This is a genomic window from Microcystis aeruginosa NIES-843, assembly GCF_000010625.1.
Classification (GTDB): Bacteria; Cyanobacteriota; Cyanobacteriia; order Cyanobacteriales; family Microcystaceae; genus Microcystis; species Microcystis aeruginosa.
The window spans coordinates 5,197,275-5,219,745 of the sequence record NC_010296.1 but is presented as its reverse complement, the minus strand read 5'-3'; the positions used below and the strand labels follow the sequence as shown (position 1 = coordinate 5,219,745).

The 22,471-nt window shown below is 36.6% G+C and carries 10 protein-coding genes; all 10 read left to right on the top strand.

Translation table 11 applies throughout. The annotated features are described in order from the left end of the window. The first annotated feature begins 27 nt into the window (after positions 1 to 27). The 10 genes from MAE_RS24655 to MAE_RS24610 all read left to right on the top strand — a co-directional run bounded on the left by MAE_RS24655 (position 28) and on the right by MAE_RS24610 (position 22,427). Positions 28 to 4,287 (top strand): SDR family NAD(P)-dependent oxidoreductase, encoded by a 4,260-nt coding sequence (locus tag MAE_RS24655; RefSeq protein WP_041805016.1) that lies wholly within the window; start codon positions 28 to 30, stop codon positions 4,285 to 4,287. Positions 4,288 to 4,650: 363 nt separating this feature from the next. Next, positions 4,651 to 9,411 carry a non-ribosomal peptide synthetase gene (locus MAE_RS24650; RefSeq protein WP_012267923.1) on the top strand — a complete coding sequence of 1,587 codons (4,761 nt, stop codon included), beginning with the start codon at positions 4,651 to 4,653 and terminating at the stop codon, positions 9,409 to 9,411. A gap of 39 nt (positions 9,412 to 9,450) precedes the next feature. After that, positions 9,451 to 10,494, top strand: coding sequence for a type 2 isopentenyl-diphosphate Delta-isomerase (gene fni, locus MAE_RS24645; RefSeq protein ID WP_002796364.1), 1,044 nt, complete (start codon positions 9,451 to 9,453; stop codon positions 10,492 to 10,494). Next, positions 10,488 to 11,120 carry a LysR family transcriptional regulator gene (locus MAE_RS24640; protein ID WP_012267922.1) on the top strand — a complete coding sequence of 211 codons (633 nt, stop codon included), beginning with the start codon at positions 10,488 to 10,490 and terminating at the stop codon, positions 11,118 to 11,120. Before fni ends, MAE_RS24640 begins: the two co-directional genes overlap by 7 nt. A 96-nt stretch (positions 11,121 to 11,216) precedes the next feature. After that, on the top strand, positions 11,217 to 11,843 hold the full coding sequence (locus MAE_RS24635) for a cupin domain-containing protein (RefSeq protein ID WP_041804379.1): 627 nt from the start codon (positions 11,217 to 11,219) through the stop codon (positions 11,841 to 11,843). A 48-nt stretch (positions 11,844 to 11,891) separates the two neighbouring features. Next, positions 11,892 to 12,692: an SDR family oxidoreductase gene (locus MAE_RS24630; RefSeq protein WP_012267920.1), complete on the top strand. Its 801-nt coding sequence runs from the start codon at positions 11,892 to 11,894 to the stop codon at positions 12,690 to 12,692. Positions 12,693 to 12,723: 31 nt separating this feature from the next. Further along, positions 12,724 to 13,668 (top strand): putative capsular polysaccharide synthesis family protein, encoded by a 945-nt coding sequence (locus MAE_RS24625; RefSeq protein ID WP_012267919.1) that lies wholly within the window; start codon positions 12,724 to 12,726, stop codon positions 13,666 to 13,668. A 91-nt stretch (positions 13,669 to 13,759) separates the two neighbouring features. Beyond that, positions 13,760 to 17,038, top strand: a complete 3,279-nt coding sequence (locus MAE_RS24620; RefSeq protein ID WP_012267918.1) for a non-ribosomal peptide synthetase — start codon at positions 13,760 to 13,762, stop codon at positions 17,036 to 17,038. A 55-nt stretch (positions 17,039 to 17,093) separates the two neighbouring features. After that, positions 17,094 to 17,870, top strand: a complete 777-nt coding sequence (locus tag MAE_RS24615; RefSeq protein ID WP_012267917.1) for an SDR family NAD(P)-dependent oxidoreductase — start codon at positions 17,094 to 17,096, stop codon at positions 17,868 to 17,870. Between the two features lie 84 nt (positions 17,871 to 17,954). Beyond that, entirely contained in the window at positions 17,955 to 22,427 is a 4,473-nt protein-coding gene (locus MAE_RS24610) for a non-ribosomal peptide synthetase (RefSeq protein ID WP_012267916.1), read from the top strand. Positions 22,428 to 22,471: the final 44 nt, after the last annotated feature.

Below are 22,471 nucleotides of genomic sequence, written 5' to 3'. Positions count from 1 at the left end.
ATGTACACAAAAACGAGGATTTTAGGTATGAGGACAGAACAGAAAAATCCACAATTAAATTGTCAGAAATTAGCAGAAGTCTTTTTATCAAATCCCTTAATTGAAGATTGCTATTTTATGGTACGGGAGGGGGAATTAGTCGCCTATATCGTTTCCTCTGGAGCTTGGAATTCTGAACAATTGTCCTCCGATTTACAGTCTCAGTTACCGGACAATCTTCTGCCTAATATCTATGTGCAGATTTCCAGTTTACCCTTAACCGATAGCGGTGATGTCGATGAAACTGCATTAAAGAATATTGAAATTATCGATGATCATCAAGTTCAGGAGACAGAAGAAAAACTACGCTCTTTGTCAGACATTGATCAAGTTGCCGTCGTCATGACTTCCAAAAAAATCAAAATTTTACCCCTACATCTATCGGACTTATTGCCCTTAAAAATAGAGAAAAAAAATGATCATCAAAAATCTGAAACCCCGATTCATCTGGGGATTCACACTTCTAACACTCAAGCTGGAATCAGTCACGGACAGCTTTTAGAAGAATCTGAACTTCAACCGAAAACCTTGGCAGAAATCCTCCAAAAAGCTGCTGAAAATCATTCAAATAAAGGGATTATTTATATTCAATCTAATGGATTGGAAGTTTTTCAGTCTTATCAACAATTATGGGAAGACGCTCAACAAATACAAGCCGGATTACAAAAGCAGGGTTTACAAGCTCAAGATAAAGTAATTCTTCAGCTATCGGAAAACTATGATATTATTTCCGCATTTTGGGGGTGTCTTTTAGGGGGATTTATTCCTTTTATTATTTCAGTGCCACCCAGCTATAAAGATTTTAATAATGAAATTCATAAAATATCTCAAGTTTGGCAGTTGTTAGATGAACCTATTATTATCACAAATCAATCCCGTCAGCAAGAGATAAAATATTTAGAACAATGGTTGCCTAATCAACCCTTAAGCTTGAGTTTTATTGAAGAATTAAAAACTCATTCTCCCCATCAGCCTCCTATTGGTCAACCGGATGATATCGCGTTCTTTAATCTAACATCAGGCAGTACAGGAATACCGAAATGTATTTCATTAACCCATAAAAATGTGATCTCTCGTGCGCGAGGAACAAACATCATTTGTGAACATCAAAACGACGATATTATTCTTAATTGGCTTCCTTTTGATCATATTGGAAGTATTTCCGACTGGAATATTCGCTGTGTCGAGTTAGGATGCCAAATGGTTTATGTTCAAACTGAATATATATTAGGTCGTCCTTTGAATTGGTTAGATTTAATTGATCAATATCGAATTAGCCATAGTTGGGCTCCTAATTTTGCTTATAATTTGATCAATGAAGCTTTAAAAAAAGAACCGGATCAAAATTGGAATTTAGATTGTGTCAAATTCTTTTTGGCAGCGGGTGAAGCCGTTTCTGGTCAAGCAGTTGGAGAATTTATTAACACCCTTCATCTTCAATATAATCTGAAAAAAACGGCGATGCGTCCTGCTTTTGGGATGGCAGAAATGGGGTCAGGAATTACCTATTATCAGCCGACGGATCAACAGCCATTACTCTTTCATACGGTTGATAAATTATCCTTGAATTCTTCCTTAAAACGAGTCCATCCTGAACATCCCAATGGTGCAACCTTTACGGATTTAGGATTACCCATTCCGGGGATATCGATTAGAATTGTTAATGCTGATAATTCCCTATTACCAGAAGAAACCATTGGTCATTTACAAGTTAAAGGAGATGCAGTTTCACCGGGGTATTATAAAAACCCAGAAGCGAATCAAGACGCTTTCTTAAAAGATGGCTGGTTTAAGACAGGAGATTTAGCATTTATTAGTAACGGTCATTTAGTTATTACTGGAAGAAGTAAAGAAACCATTATTATTAATGGAGTCAATTATTATAGCCATGAAATTGAAACTGTAGTGGAAACTATTGAAGAAGTAGAAGTGTCCTACACCGCCGCTTGTGCTGTTTATGATCCTAGGAATAGTACCGATCAATTAGCTTTATTTTTTAGTGCAGAAACCTTTGACCACCAGCATCTAGCGGAACTTCTGAAAAAGATTAGACGAAAAGTAATTAACAGTTTTGGGGTTAATCCTGAATATTTAATCCCCTTAAATAAAACTGAAATTCCTAAAACTTCCATTGGTAAAATTCAGCGATCGCAATTAACAAAACGGTTTGCGAACGGAGAATTTAATTCTATTTTAAAAGAAATAGATATTTTATTAGAAAACGATCAAACCATTCCTGATTGGTTTTACCAGAAAGTTTGGAAACCTCGATCTCCAGTTAACTTAAAAACCGAACTTTCCAAGTATTGTAGTTTAATTTTTCTGGATTGCTTGGGTTTAGGAGCATCTTTAGCAGAAAAAATCCAAGGTCAAAACTTACCCTGTATCACGGTTTTAGCAGCGGAAGAATTTTCTCAAATCAGTCAAAATTGCTATACCCTCAGACCCGGGACAGCCAATCATTATCAACAGTTAATGGCATCTTTATCCGAGCGAAAAATTATCCTTAGCAATATTATTCATCTGGGTACTTATCAAGACTATCAGGGAGAAATTTCAACAATTGAACAGTTAGAAAAAGCACTAGAAAAAGGAACCTATGATTTATTATTTCTAGTTCAAGCTTTAGCTAAAATTCATGATCTGAATTTAAAAATTGAATTGCTATTTGTTTCTAGTTATAGTCAATTTGTCATAGAAAACGATGAAATTGGCTATGAAAAATCTCCAGTTTTAGGACTGATCAAAACCCTAGCTCAAGAACTTCCTTGGTTAAATACTCGTCATGTTGATTTACCCCTGGATCAAACCGAAATTAATGTCAGTTATCTGCTGCAAGAACTATCCGTTTTATCCAAGGAAAGAGAAATTGCCTATCGCAACGGGAAACGTTTAATCGCAGGTTTGGAAAAAGTCAATTTACTTCAACACAGCCAACAGGAATTACCCTTTAAATCAGGGGGAATTTATCTGATTACCGGAGGACTAGGGGGGATTGGCAGACAAATTGCTCAGTATTTGCTCAAAAATTATCAAGCTCGTTTACTGTTAATTGGAAAAACACCTTTACCAGAAAAACACCTCTGGAGTGAGTACCTCAAAGTCGAAGATCAATTATCCTTAAAAATCAAAAATCTCCAAGCTTTAGAAAACCTTGGGGGAGAAGTCATTTATCAAGGGGTAGATGTGGCTAATTTCCCTCAAGTTAAACAGGCTGTAGAACAGGTGAAAAAACAATGGCAAGGAGAACTTAATGGGGTGATTCATCTGGCTGGAATTTACAAAGATTGTTTACTTCTGGACGAAAATCAAGAGGGTTTATCGACAATTCTTCGTCCTAAAGTAATAGGAACTTGGGTTTTACATCAACTTCTCAAAGAATCTCAGGGAATTTTTATTAGTTTTTCTTCCTTGGCTAGTTTTTTTGGAGGAGCAGCTTTGGGTTCCTATGCGGCGGCTAATAGTTTCCTTGAGTCTTTGAACAGCTATCAAAAATCTAAGAATTTGTTCCCCAGTTATTGTTACAGTTGGACAACTTGGCAAGAAACCGGGATTAGCCAAGGTTATCAGATGCAATACATAACTCGATCTCAAGGGTATTATGATATGACAGTACGGCAAGGTTTAGACTCATTTCTAACGAGTTTATATCACAACCAAAGACAATTAATGATCGGTTTAGATGGGAGTAATAGCAAGATTAACCGTTTCACATCTAGGTCGGAAGGATGCCAAAAGTTAACGGCTTATTACACCCGTAAATCTACAGTTCAATCGGTCAATCTACCTAATCATGTTAGTCTAAAAGATCGATTTGGAACGTCCTATCAATGTCCCCTGGTGCTGCGGCAATCCCTCCCTATCAAGGATAATGGAGATATTGATAAGCGGCAATTACTCAAGGAACTCCAAGGCAAAGAAAATAACGAATTGATAGCACCCAGAACGGAAGCTGAACGTCAAGTTGCTAACATTTGGCAAAAGGTGTTAAATCTATCTCAAATTGGAATTCATGACAATTTCTTTGAACTAGGAGGACATTCTTTGCTGGCGAGTCAAGTCATCTCTCGTTTACGGGATGTTTTCTCGGTAGAATTGTCGTTGCACAGTTTATTAGAATACCCAACCGTTGCCAGTTTAACTCAAACGATTGAGGTGCTTAATGTAGCCAAAAATAGTCACAGTCTATCCAAAAGTGGTAAAGTTATGACAACAGCCGCAGAAAATTATGAAGAAGGAGAATTATGAAAATAGGTTAACTAAAATTTAAGCTTTTCAGAACCCTTTTGGGAAAAAATGTAAAAAATTGTATCCATCACTAAAATTTATCATCCAGAATATGCTATAAATAGTTTCTGTTTAAAACAGTCTTTTTGTGGAGTATGTAAGCGGTTGCTCCCATAGTAACTGACTTTAACAATAACCACTCACTCCTCGCCATTGATAACCTTTATTTGTGCCATAGTGTTTAGTCTTTGAGGGTATTTAAATTTATGAGAACCGTTGATTATATCTCTAACAGTAGCTCTAGCTTGAGCTACTGAACCCAGCCAAACATCACCCCCCATTCCAAAAATACCAGAACATCAATTAGGGAAAAGGATACTATTAATGAAAGTCGCAGAATTTTTATCTTACTTAAATAGTTTAGACATCAATCTTTGGCTTGAGGAAGATAAGTTAAAATATCAAGCTCCCCAGGGAGCGATGACACCGGAAATTAAGCAAGAAATCGGCACAAGAAAACCAGAAATTCTCACTTTTTTAAGAAGCGCAACAACACCGTCTAAACCCCTTGAATCGGTGATTGATCCCGTTGCCAGAACTGAAGAGTTACCTCTATCTTTTGCTCAACAGAGAATGTGGTTTCTCTATCAGATGGATCAGCAAAATTCGGCTTATAATGAAGCTCTAACCATCCGTTTAACGGGACGCTTAAACATTGATATTTTAGAGCAAACGATTAATGCTATTATTCAACGGCATGAGAGCTTACGCACAACCTTTCCAATGGTTGAAGGAAAACCTATTCAAAAAATTGCTCCATCTCTAAAGATTAAATTATTAGTTATTAATTTAAAAGATATCCCCCAAGAGCAAATTGATAAACAGATTATTGAAGAACTACAAAAACCCTTTGATTTAACTCAAGCTCCCCTATTACGATGTACTCTGTTTGATCTGGGATATGAAAATTATATTTTAGTCAACGTTTTCCATCATATTATTATCGATGGTTGGTCAAAGGGCATTTTATTTAAAGAATTATCTAAATTTTATCAAGCACTTTTATCCAATTCAACCGTAGATTTACCCGAATTACCTATACAATATGCGGATTTTGCGGTATGGCAAAGACAATGGTTACAAGGTGAAATCTTAGAAAATCAGTTAAATTATTGGAAAAAACAATTAACGGGCGCTCCTCCTTTATTAGAACTTCCAACCGATAAACCCCGTCCAGCTACTGCCAATTTTCGAGGTCATAGTATCTCGTTTCAAATTAACTCAGAACTCACCGAAAAACTGAAACTTTTGAGCCAAAAGTCGGGGGCGACTTTATTTATGACCTTACTGGCTGCTTTAAACACTTTACTCTTCCGTTATAGTGGCCAAGATGATATTTTAATCGGGACACCTACCGCCAACCGAAACCGACAAGAAATTGAACCTTTGATTGGTTTTTTTGTCAACACTTTAGTGCTGCGAAATTCCCTAGAAGGAAATCCGACTTTTTCGGGATTATTACAGCAAGCTCGCAATGTTGTTTTAGAAGCTTATGCCAATCAAGATGTACCCTTTGAGCAAGTGGTTGATGGGTTAGAAATAGAACGAAGTTTAAGTTATAATCCCTTATTTCAGGTCATGTTTGCGCTGCAAAATGCCCCCCTCAATGCTTTAGAATTACCTGATTTAAAGGCTCAATATTTAGCCGTTGAAAACCAGAGAATTAAATTTGATCTCAGCTTAGTTTTAGAGGAAATTGAAACCGAAAAAGGAGCTTATTTAGAAGGTTTTTGGGAATATGATAGCGACCTATTTACCGCCGAAAGAATTACCCGCATGGTGGGTCATTTCCAAACTTTATTAAAAGGAATTGTAGCCAATCCTCAGCAAACCGTCGGGGAATTACCGTTACTGACTGAATCGGAAGAACAACAATTATTAGTAGAATGGAATCAAACTCAAACGTCTTATCCTGATCATTACTGTATTCATCAGTTATTTGAAGCGTGGGTAGAACAAACACCAGATGCCATAGCACTAATTTTTAAAGGCGAACAGCTAACCTACCGAGAACTAAACAGCAAGGCGAACCAATTAGCCAACTATTTACAAACCTTGGGGGTAAAACCAGAAACACTGGTGGGCATCTGTATCGAACCTTCCCTTGAAATGATAGTAGGGATTTTAGGTATCCTGAAAGCAGCTGGCGCTTATGTTCCCATAGACCCTACTTATCCATCTGAGCGGATCGCTTATATGCTCGATGATTCGCAACTAGCAGTTCTATTGACTGAGGAAAAACTGGTCACCTCGTTACCACAGCATCAAGCACAAGTAATTTGCTTAGATTCCGATTGGAAAGAAATCTCTACCGAAAGTAAAAGTTACCCTATCACTAGCCTAACACCAGAGAACTTAGCTTATGTCATTTACACTTCTGGCTCAACCGGAAAGCCGAAAGGAGTTCTCGTTGCTCATCGAGGATTGTGTAATCTATCCCAAGCACAAATCAAGCTATTTAACGTGCAGCCAGATAGTTGTGTCCTTCAGTTTGCATCCATTAGCTTTGATGCTTCTATTTCGGAAATTGTCATGGCTCTTTGTGCGGGGGCAAGGCTTTATCTGGGAACGCGGGAAGAACTACAACCAGGACAACCTTTACTGGAACTGTTACAAGAGCAGGAGATTACCCATTTGACTCTTGTGCCATCAGCACTCGCCGCTCTGTCCAGTGAGAACTTGCCAGCATTGCAGAATATCATTGTTGCGGGAGAACCCTGCCCTCCTTCTTTGGTTATTCAATGGGCTAATGGACGGCGTTTTTTTAATGCTTACGGGCCAACGGAATCCACTGTCTGTGCTACAGTTGCACAATGCTTTGAAGACATGAATATGCTGCCCATTGGTCGTCCGATCGCCAACACCAAAATCTATATTCTTGATCGCTATCTCCAACCCGTTCCTATTGGTGTTCCTGGGGAATTACATCTTGCCAGCGTTGGATTAGCTAAAGGATATCTCAACCGTCCAGAGTTAACCGATTCTAAATTTATTGCTAATCCTTTTAGTCAAAAACTCAGTGATCGCCTTTACAAAACCGGTGATTTAGTTCGTTATGTAAACGACGGACAAATTGAATTTATTGGACGTATTGATCATCAAGTTAAGATTAGAGGTTTTAGAATTGAATTAGGGGAAATTGAAACCATTCTCAATCAACATCCCCAAGTTAAAGAAGCGATTATTATTGCCAGAGAAGATCAACCCGGTGTTAAGCGTTTATGTGCTTATGTGATTGCCTCTCAAAACTTAACTGTTTCTCAATTGCGTTTATTTTTGCAAGAAAAGTTACCTCAATATATGGTTCCTGCTTTCTTCGTCTTGTTAGACGCTTTTCCCCTAACCCCTAATGGTAAAATCGATCGTCGCGCTCTCCCACAACCTGCACTAGAATTAGAGAATGAAGCTGCCATCAATTTTAGCCCAGGTACAGAAACAGAACGCATTCTCGCTGCAATTTGGCAAAGGGTTTTAGGACTTAAAACTATTAGTATTAACGATAACTTTTTTGAATTGGGAGGAGATTCTATCTTAGCCATTCAAATTATTGCTCAAGCTAATCAAGCGGGATTACAAATTACTCCTAAACAATTATTTAGTCATCAAACTATCGCTCAATTAGCCACCGTAGCGGAGCGAGTTTCGGTTAATCAAACCACACAGGATTTAGTCATCGGTCACGTCCCCTTAACTCCGATTCAAAAATGGTTTTTTGAACAAAACTGGCCCGAACGTCATCACTTTAATCAATCTATCTTGTTAGAGGTTCCCAATAATCTACAACCTGATTTATTAAAACAAACTATTTCTAAATTACTCTATCACCATGATGCTTTGCGGTTACGGTTTGTTCAAAAAGGGGAAAAATGGCAACAAAATCACAGCGATGATTGCAATAATTTTGCCTTTGAAAAGGTGGATTTATCCCATCTATCTTGCGATGAACAATTGACCAAGATAGCAGAAATTTCCGAGGTTCAACAACGGGTTCTGGATTTAGAGGAAGGACCCTTAATGGCGGTGGTTTTCTTCGCCTTGGCTGAGAGTGGAAAAATGTTAATTGTGATTCATCATTTAGCAGTAGATGGAATTTCTTGGCGGATTATCCTCGAAGATTTCGTCACTATTTACCAGCAATTAGAAAACCAAAAGCCCCTGCAACTTCCTCCTAAAACCAGTTCTTTTAAAACTTGGGCTGAGGAACTGCAAAACTATGCTACAACCCCAGAATTTCACGCTCAATTCAAGTATTGGCTAAACCGTGATTTTCCCTCAATTTCTCCTCTTCCTTTGGACTGTCAAGGTGAAGCTCAGTCCAACATTGTTGCCCATGCAAAAACGGTTTCTTTCACCTTAACCGAAGAACAAACCCGCTTACTCTTACAGGAGGTTCCGCAAGCTTATAACACCCAAATTAATGATATTTTATTAACCGCTTTAGTCCAAGCTTTTGGCCATTGGACAGGGAGTTATAAGCTTTTGCTTGACATGGAAGGTCATGGAAGAGAGAATGTAATTGAATCCGTGAATTTATCTCGAACTGTGGGTTGGTTTACCAGTATTTTTCCCGTCTTTTTGACCTTAGAAAATCTTCACCATCCCGGTGAATGTCTCAAGTCCATTAAAGAGCAATTACGACAAATTCCGAATCGGGGATTTGATTATGGAATTGGATATTATCTGAGTTCAGATTTAACGATTCAATCCCCGTTAAAAAACTATCCAAAAGCTCAAGTCAGCTTTAATTATTTAGGTCAATTTACAAGCCATCAAATCGGCGAGATAGGCTGGAAATTATCTCAAGAATCCACTGGTTCCATTCATAGTCCTTTGGGACAACGTTCCCATTTAATTGCGATTCATGGAATTGTGGTTGATGGGCAACTTGATATGGAATGGCAATATAGTGAAAATTTTCATCATCAAACAACGATCAAAAATTTAGCCGCTGCTTATCGAGATTCTTTAGAAAGCCTGATTAACCATTGTTTATCGGCAGAAGGGGGCTATACTCCATCGGATTTTCCCGATGCGGATCTTAATCAGGTAGAACTAGATGAACTGCTTTCAGAACTCGATTTTTAAACTCAATTTAATGTTTAACCCTCATGCTTGATAACAACTATGTCATCTCCTAATCTTCCCAGTGAAATTGAAAATCGTAAAAGCGAACATCTGCGAGTTTGTATCGAAGAAGATGTAGAATTTCAACAACTTACAAGCGATTTAGAAAAATATCGTTTTACCCATTGTTGTCTTCCTGAACTTGACCGTAGCGATATTGAACTGGGGACAACCTTTTTGGGGAAATCTCTAAAAGCTCCAATTCTAATATCTTCCATGACTGGAGGAACAGAATTAGCCCATTTAGTCAATACTCGATTGGCAACGGTCGCTCAACGCTATGGTTTAGCGATGGGGGTGGGTTCTCAACGCATTGCACTCGAACAACCGGAATTAGCGCCGACCTTTGCAGTCCGTTCTCTGGCACCAGATATTCTCCTGTTAGCGAATTTAGGGGCTGTACAGTTAAATTACGGCTGCGGTTTAGAAGACTGTTTAAAATTGGTGGAATTATTAGAAGCTGATGCCTTAATTCTGCATCTCAATCCTTTACAAGAATGGGTGCAATCGGGAGGCGATTCTAATTTTAAAGGGTTACTCGCTAAAATTCAGCAAATTTGCGCTCAATTACCCGTTCCTGTCATCGCCAAAGAAGTCGGAAATGGCATCTCTGCGGTGATGGCCAAACAATTAATTGAAGCCGGAGTCGCCGCGATTGATGTGGCGGGAGCCGGAGGCACGTCCTGGGCCAAAGTCGAAAGCCAAAGAGCCAAAGACAACAGACAAAGGCATCTCGGACAAGTTTTTGCCGATTGGGGTTTACCTACGGCTGAATGTATTACCGCCATTCGGTCCATGAATTCAACCATTCCTTTAATTGCTTCTGGGGGCTTAAAAAATGGCTTAGACCTTGCCAAATCCATCGCTTTAGGAGCCGATTTAGGAGGGTTGGCTCGACCGTTTCTCGTAGCAGCGATTGAATCAGAAGCCGCCGTTGATGAGTTGGTAAAATTTTTAATTGCTGAACTTGAAATTGTTTTATTTTGCACCGGAAATCCTAATTTATCCGCCCTTAAAAATTCAGGAGCCTTAAAACCATGTTAAAGTTTTCAATGGAATTGTGTTATCCCCAGCTTGATGTCAAAACCTTAAGCGTTGGCACTTTGGGTCCAAAAGAAACCAGTAGTGAACAAACCTTAAATTATCTAATTTCTCAATGGAAATTACAACAGATTTCGGTTAATAGTCATTTATTTGATAGCTTTACAGATTTAAAAGAATCTTTACTCGAAAATCAGATAGATTTGGCGTTAGTCCCCCATGCCTATGAAAAAATTAATGATTTCTATATGGAACCGAGGTTTAAACTAGGTTTTATCTTCACCTATCCCACACCCGTTTACGGATTAGCCAAGCGAAAAAATGAAGAAATCGTTTTAGAAAATTGTACCCTGGTTACTCATCCCGCTCCTCTTCCTTTACTTCCCTATTTATTACCTGGCGACCTGAATCAAAATAAGATTAAAATCAAATTTGTCAATTCTACCAGTGTGGCCGCTATTCAAGTTAAACAAGGGTTGGCAGATTTAGCCATTACCAATGAAAATGCCCTCCGAGAATATGATTTAGAATTTATTTCACAATATGGTAAAATTGAGATGAGTTGGTCTTTATTTCACAAAAAGGAAAACACCATGATTCAAAGTATTTATTTACCAGTGCATACCTAAAAAAGCTACCTATCCGCTCAAAATAGTTGCCTTCATCACATAAAAATAATTGAGATTTAACCTCTCAATTTCATTTTGAACCTGTACCCTAAAATCATGTCTGAATTTTTCCCAATTCCCGATCCTCTTAAACTCAATCATCATGTAGAATTAGAGGTTTTTCAATGCCAAGATACCATTTTTCAATTATACGTTATAGCTCCTAATGCTAAACTTGAATCCCACCAACATCCTGAAAGTCAAATTGGCATGGTATTCTCAGCAGAACTAGAACTGTATATTAAAGATTTGATTAAACCCTTAAGACCTTTGCAAGATGTTTATATAGCTGATGGCAATATTCCTCATGGTGCTTTTAATCCTTTATCAGAACCGATGATTGGATTTGATCTTAAACGGATTACCTCTGCTTTACCTTCAGAAGACGTTGTATTAACACTATCCAACAACCAAGATAAAATCACTCACTTACCTTGTCAATCTGTTAAGGGTTCTTGGTTTGAAATTGTCATAATGAAAATCCCTTCGGGTTATTCCATTCCCCCACATCAAGGTGAGCAAGAAGAAATCGGATTTATTTTGAATGGAAAATTAGAAATCTCCATAGAAAATGAAGAACAGTGTTTAGAATATGGTCAAATTTATTATGCTCCTTCAAAAGTTTTAAAAAAGGGATATAATTCATCTAAACAAGATATTAATTTGATTAAAATTTTAATTTAGTTCGTTTTATGATTTTAAGTTTAACCTCAAAATGCTAGGACAAAGTTTATGGATTTAGGATTAAAAGATAAAGTGGCTTTGATTACGGGAAGTAGTGCGGGAATTGGGTTTACCATTGCTGAAAAATTAGCAGAAGAAGGCTGTCACTTAATTATTTGTGGTCGCAATTCCCAACGCTTAGAACAAGCTTATCAATCTCTGGCTCAAGCTTATCCTGTCCAAGAAATTCTGAGTTTAGTGGCTGATGTCCATCAAGCTCAAGATTCTGAACAATTAATACAGGACTCTTTAAATCAATATGGCAAAATTGACATTTTAGTAAATAATTCTGAAGGAGCTAACTTTGCTGAGAATTTAATTGAAAACCTTTCCGATGAAGATTGGTTAAACGTTTTTCAAGGAAAATTAATGGGTTATATTCGATTAACCAATTTAGTGTTACCGATTATGAAAAAACAACATTGGGGAAGAATTGTTAATATCATTGGGACATCGGGAAAAGAGCCATCTCCTCGTTTAGTTAAATCGGGTGTTGTCAATGCAGCTTTAATGAATTTTACCAAATCAGTAGCTAGACAAACCGCCCCCTATAATGTTTTAATTAATAGTGTTAACCCCGGCGTTATTGATACCCCTAGACATCGAGAATATTTAGAAATTTATGCCAAAAAGCAAGGAACAACCCCAGATTTAATCCGAGAAGGAATTCTAAAAACAATTCCCATGAATCGAATTGGTACGACTGAAGAATTTGCTAATCTCGTTGTATTTTTAGCTTCAGAATGTGCGAGTTATATAACGGGAATTACTATTCCCATCGATGGTGGTTTATCCTCGTCAGCATTTTAAATTCAACCCTCCAGCATCATCAACAAGCATCATGAACACACAAACTAAACTCTCAAACCAAGCTCTTAACTATTATCCCATCGCAGATAAACAGTTTTTTCCCGTGTATTCCTATATGAATAATAGGATTAATATGTGGAATACAGAAAGAAAATTAAAACAAGAACTTCTCAATAATTCTTCAGTCATATTTGTTTATCAAATGGGGAAAGTCGGTTCAATGAGTACCTATTTGACCCTAAAAAAACATCTGCAAAATCAAGCTATTTATCATATTCATAATCTGAATTCAGAACATTTCTCAAAAATTTGGAAAACAATGCAACTGGAGAAACATTATCATGCTTTTACCTTTGGGCATTCCTGTATGACCAAATATTTAAGCGAACACATTGAGGAAATTAAAAATCAAAAAAATATTAAAATTATTACTGGAGTCCGAGAACCCATCGCCCGTAATATTTCTTGGTTTTTTCAAGTCATTCATTGTCAATCTGTTTTTCCTGAATTTTTTATAAAATATCAAGAAGGATTAATCACAATGGATGAAATTATTAAAAAATTTTGGTCTCAAAAATTTGTTTATGGAAAGCAGTTTGACTGGTTTGAAGAAGAATTGCAACCAGTTTTCGGCATTGATATCGCTTCCATTGATTTTCCGAAAGAAAAAGGTTATGCGATTGCGAATTTCCCAGACAGAAATATTGACTTATTAGTCTTAAAATTAGAAAAACTTGATTCTTGCTTAAAAGAAGCCCTAGAAACTTTTTTAGGTGTTGAAAATTTAGATTGTGAACGACTTGACCGAGCAGACTTTTTAGAAGCGGATGACTATCTCATCTATGATAATTTAAGAAAGAGTCTCACCTTTAGTGATGAATATTTAGAAGAAATTTATGATCAACCATTAGTGAGTCATTTTTACACCGATGAAGAAATTAACAAATTTAAACTCAAGTGGTCTAGTCAACGTTAAAGGTAATTCGTTCTAAGTTTATCGTATTTATTGAATAAAATTTGATTCAATAAACTCACGCACATTTTTATTTAATCTATTGGGAAAAATAATGGTAACACCTCAACAATCTAGGGTTAGTAAAAAAGATATTGAATCCATTTATCCCCTTTCTCCCATGCAGCAGGGGATGCTGTTTCATTCTTTATATAATCCAGAATCAAAGACGTATTTATCACAAATTCAAATCACCTTGCAAGGCAATTTAGATATTAATGCGTTCCAACAAGCTTGGCAAAAAGTAGTAGATAGACATAGTATTTTACGGACTTGTTTTGCTTGGAAAAAAACCAAACAGCCTTTACAAGTGGTTAGAAAAAATGTCACCTTGCCTTGGTTTAATCAGGATTGGCGATCACATTCTCCCGCCGAACAAGAAACTAAATTTCAGGAATTATTAACCTCTGATAAAGAGCAATATTTTGAATTAGATAAAGTCCCCTTAATTCGATGTCATTTAATTCGATTTGAAGATCAAAAATATGAATTTATCCATACTGGACATCATATTTTATTAGATGGTTGGGCAACAGCAATTCTGTTGAAAGAAGTTTTCGATTTTTACGCTGGACTCATCAACTATCAACCCGTCAATTTACCCACACCCCGCCCTTATCAAGACTATATTAATTGGCTACAACAGCAAGATCAAACTGAAGCCGAACGATTTTGGCGAAAAAATCTTCAAGGTTTTACCTCTCCAACTCCATTAGTCGTTGATAAACCGTTAAATCCTCTTGTTACTCAAAGTAAAAATTATCTTCATCAAAAATTAAAACTTTCTCCAGAAATTACCAGTCGTCTGAAATTACTCGCCCAAGAATATCGCCTTACTCTTTCTACCCTAATTCAAGGAGCTTGGGCTTTATTATTGCATCATTATAGTAGTGAATCTGATATTGTATTTGGGGCAACCGTTTCGGGACGACCGCCCAATTTTACTGGGATTGAATCGATGGTGGGGATGTTTTTAAATACCTTACCCGTTCGCATCCAAATTGAGTCTCAACTTGAATTATTAACTTGGTTTCAACAATTACAACAAGAGCATTTAGAACGAGAGCAATATAGTTATAGTTCTCTAATTGATATTCAAAAATGGAGTGAAATTCCGTCCCCTCATTCAGTTTTTGAAAGTTTTGTTGTCTTTGAAAATTTACCCTTTAGCGACAATGATAGTCAGAATTTAGGCGGTTTACAAGTCGGTGAAATGCAAGATTATGGCAATGCTGATTATCCCTTAACGGTTATTGTCACCCCAGGAGAAGCCTTAAGTATTAAAATTATTTATCCTCAAGAACGATTTGAAAATGACACCATTGAAAGGATGTTAGGTCATTTTAAAACCTTATTAGAAGGAATCGCCATTAATCCCCATCGTCGGATTCAAGACTTACCTTTATTAACGGAAGCTGAAGGTCAATTATTATTAATTGAATGGAATAAAACTGCACCCGAAACTCCCCTAAAACAGTGCGTTCATCAATTATTTGAGCAACAAACTCTCAAAACTACTTCAGCCATTGCCGTTGTTTTTCAAGAGCAACAATTAACCTACCAAGAACTGAATGAATCTGCTAATCAATTGGCTCATTATTTACAAAAAATTGGGGTGAGTTTTCAATCTTTAGTCGGGATTTGTTTAGAACGGTCTGTTAATATGGTAATTGCCGTTTTAGCAGTGTTAAAAGTAGGCGGTGTTTGTGTTCCCCTAGATCCAACCTATCCTCAAGAAAGACTTTCTTACATCCTGCAAGACACCCAAATCAAAACCTTATTAACCCAAAAAGATTGTCAATCTCTTTTAAACAGTGAAACCATTTCTCAACGGATTTTATTGGATGAACAAGGGTCAGAAATTGCCTTAGAACCCAAGACTAATCTTGACAACCCCGTGAGTTTAAAGGATTTGGCCTATATTATTTATAGTTCAGGCTCTACGGGTGTGCCAAAAGGGATTATGATCCTGCATCAATCCTTAACCAATATTATTGAGCATCATCAGGCGAAAATGTCACCGGAGAGAAATTTCTTACAATTTGCTCCCTTCAATTTCGATGTTAGCTATCACGAAATGTTTGCAGCCTGGTGTTTAGGGGGAAGCTTATTTATTGTTCCAGAAGATGCCCGCTTAGACCTTGCTAAAATAAGTCAATTATTGGCAAATAACCCTATTTATAAAGCGATTTTGCCCGTTACTTTGTTACAACAATTAATTGAAACCTATAGTGAGGAAACCTACTTATTTGCTAACTTGCGTGAAATTATTTCAGCTGGAGAGCAATTACAAATTACTCCAGCGATGATTTCTGCATTCAAGAAACTCGAACATTGTACGCTTTACAATTTTTATGGCCCGACAGAAGCGGATATCGTTACCAGTTATACCTTTGACCCTAATCCTGAGCTTTGGCCGAAGTATATTCCCATTGGTAAACCCGCGATTAATGTGCAAGTTTATATTTTAAATTCCCATCTTCAACCTGTACCCATCGGAGTCACTGGCGAGTTATATGTTGCGGGTGGCGGTTTAGCGCGGGGTTATTTCAACAATCCCCAATTAACCAAAGAAAAATTTATTGCTAATCCCTTTAGCGATAATTCATTGCTGTATAAAACTGGAGATTTAGCTCGTTATTTACCCAATGGAGACATTGAATATTTAGGAAGAATTGATGATGTGGTCAAAGTTAGAGGTTATAGAATTGAATTAGGGGAAGTAGAAACTATTTTAAATCAACATCCTCAAATTGCCCAAGCCATTGCTACAGTTCAGGGAGAAACCGCCAGAGAAAAATATTTAGCCGCTTATTTTATTCCCCGTCCAGGTGAAACCGTAAACCAAGTTGAATTACGTCATTTTCTTGAAAACTGGCTACCCGATTATATGATTCCCTCTGCTTTTGTGGTGATGGAATCTTTTCAACTCAGTCCTAACGGTAAAGTTGATCGAAAAGTCTTACCAATACCCGATAAAAACCCCTTATCGTTAACTCAAAATTATGTCGCTCCTCGAACTGCAATTGAAGAAGTTTTAGCAGAAATTTGGGCAGAAATTTTAGAAGTCGAACGAGTTGGGATTGAAGACGATTTCTTTCTGTTAGGTGGGCATTCTTTAAAAGCGATTCAACTGATTAGTAAAATCCGTCAAACCTTAGAAATTGAAATTTCTGTGCGCCAACTTTTTAATCACTCAACTATCAGCCAATTAACTCAAGTCATGATTGAATTAGTGGGTAATGAAGGTTTACTGAATGAAATTGCCGTAACAGTTCAAGAAATTTCTAGACTTTCACCAGAAGAAGTTCAAGCTTTATTATCTCAAAGCTGAACCTAAATGAATTAAACTTTCTATAGTGGACATTGATTTAAACTGAAGGAAAAAAATGACAAATCATCTCTTTGATTTAACAGGTAAAGTTGCAATTATCACGGGTGCTGCCCGAGGAATTGGTCGGGTATTAGCCCAAGGATTAGCACAAGCTGGAGCTAAGGTGGTAATTGGTGATATTAATCAAGTCGGTGCTGAACAAACGGTTCAACTGATTCAAGAAGCAGGAGGCGAAGCCATGGCAATTGAGACCGATGTTCGTCAACGTCAAGCTTGTCAGAATTTAATTAACCAGGCGGTTGCTCATTATGGTCAACTCGATATTATGGTCTGTAATGCAGGAGTTGAAATTCTCAAAAACACTGATGAATTAGAGGAATTTGAATGGGATCAGGTTATTAATGTTGACTTAAAAGGTTATTTTAATTGCGCTCAACTCGCAACCAAACAAATGATCAAACAAGGAACAGCAGGTTCAATTATTATGAATTCTTCTATCTGTGCTTTCGTTGCTGTTCCCAAATCTTCAGGAGCATATAGCGCCGCAAAAGGTGGTGTCAATCAATTAGTAAAATCCCTAGCGGTCGAATTAGCTAGTCACAAAATTCGAGTCAATGCTTTTGCACCGGGGTATATGAATAATATGATGGAAGGAACAGAAGGTTTACGTTCAACTTCGGATGAAATGGACGAATTATATACTAGAATTCCCATGAAACGAACCGGAGATTTAGAAGAGTTAATTGGTCCTGTCGTGTTTTTAGCATCCGAAGCTTCCTCTTATGTAACTGGAGCAATTTTAATGGTAGATGGAGGTTATACCGCTATTTAGCATCAATAATTAAACAATTTTTAGGTTGATTTGTATCCATTAAACCAACCTAAAATCACTAAATTAAATAAATCCTATTAACTCATGTCAAAAATGAACGATAATTCTCAAGACAAACAAAAATTACTGAAGCTATTACTACAAAAAAAAGGAATCGGTTTAAAAACGAATACAATACCGACTAGAAATCCGTCTCAACTTGTACCGCTTTCTTTTTCCCAAGAACGACTTTGGTTTTTGTACCAATTAGAAGCTCAAGGCTATACCTATAATATGCCGTTTCGCTTTCAAATTGAAGGCAATTTAGATATTGATATCTTTAGAAAAGCTTTGGAAACTATTAAGCAACGTCATGAAGTGTTGCAGACCTGTTTTCAAGAAGTTGACGAAATTCCCAGACAAATTATTAACCCTAAAATTCATTTAAATTTTACCTTGCTGGATTTACAGTCTTTATCTTCTGCGGAACAAACCCAAGAATTAGAGCGATTAACCGAACAAGAAATTTATACTCCCTTTGACTTAACCAAAGCTCCCTTAATGCGGACTTTTTTGGTTAAATTAAAAGCTGATTCTTATCTTTTGTTTTTGAGTTTACACCATTCTATTTTTGATGGCTGGTCAATGAAAGTTTTACTCGAAGAACTTTCTAGTTTATATCAAGCTTTTTTACAAAAACAATCTAATCCTTTACCCGATTTGCCTATTCAATATGGTGATTTTGCCGTTTGGCAAAGACAACAGTTACAAGGAGATAAACTCACCCAGGAAGTTAATTATTGGAAACAAAAATTAACGGGAATTCCACCCTTATTGGAAATTCCCACTGATCATCCTCGTCCTCCCATACAAACGTTTAAAGGCAATAATTGTACATTTAAAATAAGTCCAGAATTAAGCCAAAACCTGAAAAATATTAGCCAAACGTCAACCGCTACTTTGAATATGACGCTGTTAACGGCTTTTAATATTTTATTATATCGTTATAGCAGTCAAGAAGATATTGTGATTGGAATTCCTAGTGGAAATCGACAATTTCCTGAAATTGAACCCTTAATTGGTTGCTTTATTAATACCTTACCCATTCGGACTCAGTTTAAAGAAAATCTCTCGTTTAAAGCTTTATTAAATCAAGTCAAACAAGTAGTTTTAGAAGCTTATGAACACCAAGATTTACCCTTAGAGAAGGTGGTAGAAGCGGTAAATCCTCAACGAAACATAAGTTATAGTCCTTTATTCCAAGTGATGTTTTCTTGGGAAGATATGCTGCACATTAATCATTTTTCGATGGCGGATTTAAAATTAACTCCCGTCACGATGAATGCTTTAATTGCTCAATTTGATTTAACCTTAGCCATGCAAGAAACGACTGAGGGTTTAGTTGGATCGTTTGATTATAATTGCGCGTTGTTTAATCAAGACACAATTGAGCGCATGATTACCCACTTTAAAACTTTATTAGAAGGAATTGCCATTAATCCTGAACAATCGATTGAATTATTACCTATTTTACCTTTATCAGAACAAAAGTTATTAGCTCAATGGAATCAGACTAATATTGCTGAAAATCCAAAGGTTTGTATTCATGAATTATTTGAACATCAAGTTTTAAAAAATCCAAATGGGATCGCAATAGAATGGTGCAGGGAAAAAATCACCTATCAAGACTTAAATCATCGTGCCAATCAATTAGCTCATTATCTCCAATCTAAGGGGGTTAAAGTTGAATCGTTAGTGGGAATTTGTTTAGAACAATCTGTATCTATTATTATCAGTTTTTTGGCAATTATTAAAACCGGTGCTGCTTATCTTGTTCTAGCTCCCAATTATCCCCAAGAGCGTTTAAACTATATCTTAAATGATGCTCAAGTCTCGGTATTAATTACTCAAAATACCTTGGTTAATTTATTCCGTGATCATCAAGCAGAAGTGGTTTGTCTGGATACTGAAGAAAACTTAATTGTTAGTCAAAGCCAAAACAATTTAGTTAACCCTATTCAGCCAAATAATTTAGCTTATATTATTTATACCTCTGGTTCAACAGGCACTCCTAAAGGGGTTATGATTGAACATCAAAGTTTAGTTAATCATAGTTTAGGAATCATTAAAGTCTATGATTTAACAAATCGTGATCGAATTTTACAATTTGCTTCTTTTACCTTTGATGTAGCTGCTGAAGAAATTTATCCAACTTTTTTAACGGGTGCAACTTTAGTTATGCGTCCTGCATTAATGTTCCCTTCTTTAGCTGATTTTACTCAATTTATTCAGCAAAAGTGTTTAACAGTCATTAATCTTCCGGCTACTTATTGGCATGAATGGGTATTAGATTTATCTCAAACTTTAATAACCTTACCTGAAACCCTACGCTTAGTGATTACAGGAAGTGAAGAAGTATTACCAGAGCGATTAATATTATGGCAAAAAATACTATCAAATAGTCAACGAGAAGATATCACTTGGTTGAATGCTTATGGTCCGACAGAAGCGACGATAACCAGCACAGTTTTTAATCCCAATTTCATTCATAAAATTGCTCAAATTCATTCTGTTGCCATTGGTAAACCGATTACAAATACACAGGTTTATATTTGTGATCGCTATTTGCAACAAGTCCCCATTGGAATACCAGGAGAACTGTTAATTGGAGGTTTAGGTTTGGCCAAAGGTTATCTCAATCGCGATGATTTAACCCGTGAAAAATTTATTACTCATGCTTTTAATTCATCAGAATATCAACGTTTCTATAAAACTGGAGATTTAGCTCGTTATTTACCCGATGGAAATATAGAGTTTTTAGGACGCATTGATAATCAAGTTAAAATTCGAGGGTTTCGTATTGAAATTGGCGAAATTGAAGCCGTATTAACTGAATACCCAGATGTCCGAGCGACGGCGGTAATTGTTCGAGAAGATCAAACAAATAATAAACAATTAGTGGCTTATATTGTGCCAAAATATCCATCCATTGATCCTGCAAAATTGCGGAGTTTTCTTAAACAGAAATTACCAGATTATATGATTCCAGCTTTCTTTGTACAGCTTCAAGAATTGCCCTTAATGAGCAGTGGGAAAATTGATCGTAACGCTTTACCCGCACCCACCGAAAGTCAGTATCAAAAAACGATGATTACACCCCGAACAGCTACGGAAAAAATTGTTGCTGAGATTTGGCAAGATGTTTTAGGGTTAAAGCAAATTAGTATTTTCGATAATTTCTTTGACTTAGGTGGTCATTCTTTAAAAGCTGCCCAAGTGATTTCTCGACTGCGAGAACAATTAGCTATTAATATTCCTTTAAACTATCTTTTTTCAGAACCGACGGTAGCAGGATTATCCTCTAATTTAGACTTGAATTTATCTGATACAATTGAGAGTGATCAAATCCCAGATTGGCAAGTCGAAATTGCCCTAGATCCCACCATTCAACCGCCGAATATTCTGACTTTCTTTCCTCAGAAACCTGCTGATATTTTGCTAACAGGAGCTACGGGGTTTCTCGGAATTCATTTATTAGCTGAATTGTTGGACAAAACAGAAGCTAATATTCATTGTTTAATTCGAGACAAAAGTTTAGAACAAGCTCAAGCGAAAATTTACCAGAAATTAAAAACCTTTCAATTATGGGATGAACAGAAAAGCTCTCGTATTATTCCTGTTATTGGTGATTTATCCCAAAAACGTTTAGGAATGTGTGAACCTGATTTTCTGGAATTAGCCAATCAAATTGATGTGATTTATCATAATGGAGCTTGGGTTAATGCAATTTATCCCTATTCAATACTGAAACCCACTAATGTTTTAGGAACAGCAGAAATCTTGAGATTAGCCTGCTTAATTAAAACCAAACCTGTCCATTTTGTCTCGACGATTTCTGTTTTTTCCCCCAGTTATGCTCAAGGAAACTTAATTCAAGAATCTGATCCCCTGGGTATAAATCATGGACTCAATGCCGGTTATACTCAAAGTAAATGGGTCGCTGAAAAATTAATCATGGAAGCTGGAAAACGGGGACTTCCGATGACAATTTTCAGAGCATCTCGAATTATTGGACATAGTAAAACTGGAATTTGTAATAGAGAAGATTTGTTTTGTCGTATGATTAAAGGCTGTATTCAATTAGGAATGATTCCTGATTTTGGCGATAGTACAGAAGACCTCACTCCTGTGGATTATGTGAGTGGTGCAATTATACATTTAGCCAGTCAAGAAAGCTCTTTAGGGAAAGCATTTCATTTGTTGAATTCTCACCCAACCTTAAATCGTGACTTATTTGATTGTGTTCGGGAAATGGGTTATCCGTTGCAGTTGGTTTCTTTTGAAAAATGGCGATCACATTTAACAGAACAATGTAAAATTAATACAGATAATGCTTTATCTCCGGTGTTAGATAATTTTTCAGATGAAAATTTATCCGCAGGTTATCCCCCCCAGTTTGATGATCAAAATACGATGATGGGGTTAAAGGGTACAGCGTTTAATTTTCCCCCGATTGATCAAAAATTGTTAAAAACTTATTTTGAATATTTTACTAAAAGTGGGTTTTTAACAAAATAAATGATCGATTTAATCAGACCCCATAAGCTGAATTGCGCAGCTTA

What these genes read in the sequence shown, in the direction of transcription:
- MAE_RS24655 (WP_041805016.1), top strand. Translation starts at nt 28, where the DNA reads ATGAGGACAGAACAGAAAAATCCACAATTAAATTGTCAGAAATTAGCA.
- MAE_RS24650 (WP_012267923.1), top strand. Translation starts at nt 4,651, where the DNA reads ATGAAAGTCGCAGAATTTTTATCTTACTTAAATAGTTTAGACATCAAT.
- fni (WP_002796364.1), top strand. Translation starts at nt 9,451, where the DNA reads ATGTCATCTCCTAATCTTCCCAGTGAAATTGAAAATCGTAAAAGCGAA.
- MAE_RS24640 (WP_012267922.1), top strand. Translation starts at nt 10,488, where the DNA reads ATGTTAAAGTTTTCAATGGAATTGTGTTATCCCCAGCTTGATGTCAAA.
- MAE_RS24635 (WP_041804379.1), top strand. Translation starts at nt 11,217, where the DNA reads ATGTCTGAATTTTTCCCAATTCCCGATCCTCTTAAACTCAATCATCAT.
- MAE_RS24630 (WP_012267920.1), top strand. Translation starts at nt 11,892, where the DNA reads ATGGATTTAGGATTAAAAGATAAAGTGGCTTTGATTACGGGAAGTAGT.
- MAE_RS24625 (WP_012267919.1), top strand. Translation starts at nt 12,724, where the DNA reads ATGAACACACAAACTAAACTCTCAAACCAAGCTCTTAACTATTATCCC.
- MAE_RS24620 (WP_012267918.1), top strand. Translation starts at nt 13,760, where the DNA reads ATGGTAACACCTCAACAATCTAGGGTTAGTAAAAAAGATATTGAATCC.
- MAE_RS24615 (WP_012267917.1), top strand. Translation starts at nt 17,094, where the DNA reads ATGACAAATCATCTCTTTGATTTAACAGGTAAAGTTGCAATTATCACG.
- MAE_RS24610 (WP_012267916.1), top strand. Translation starts at nt 17,955, where the DNA reads ATGTCAAAAATGAACGATAATTCTCAAGACAAACAAAAATTACTGAAG.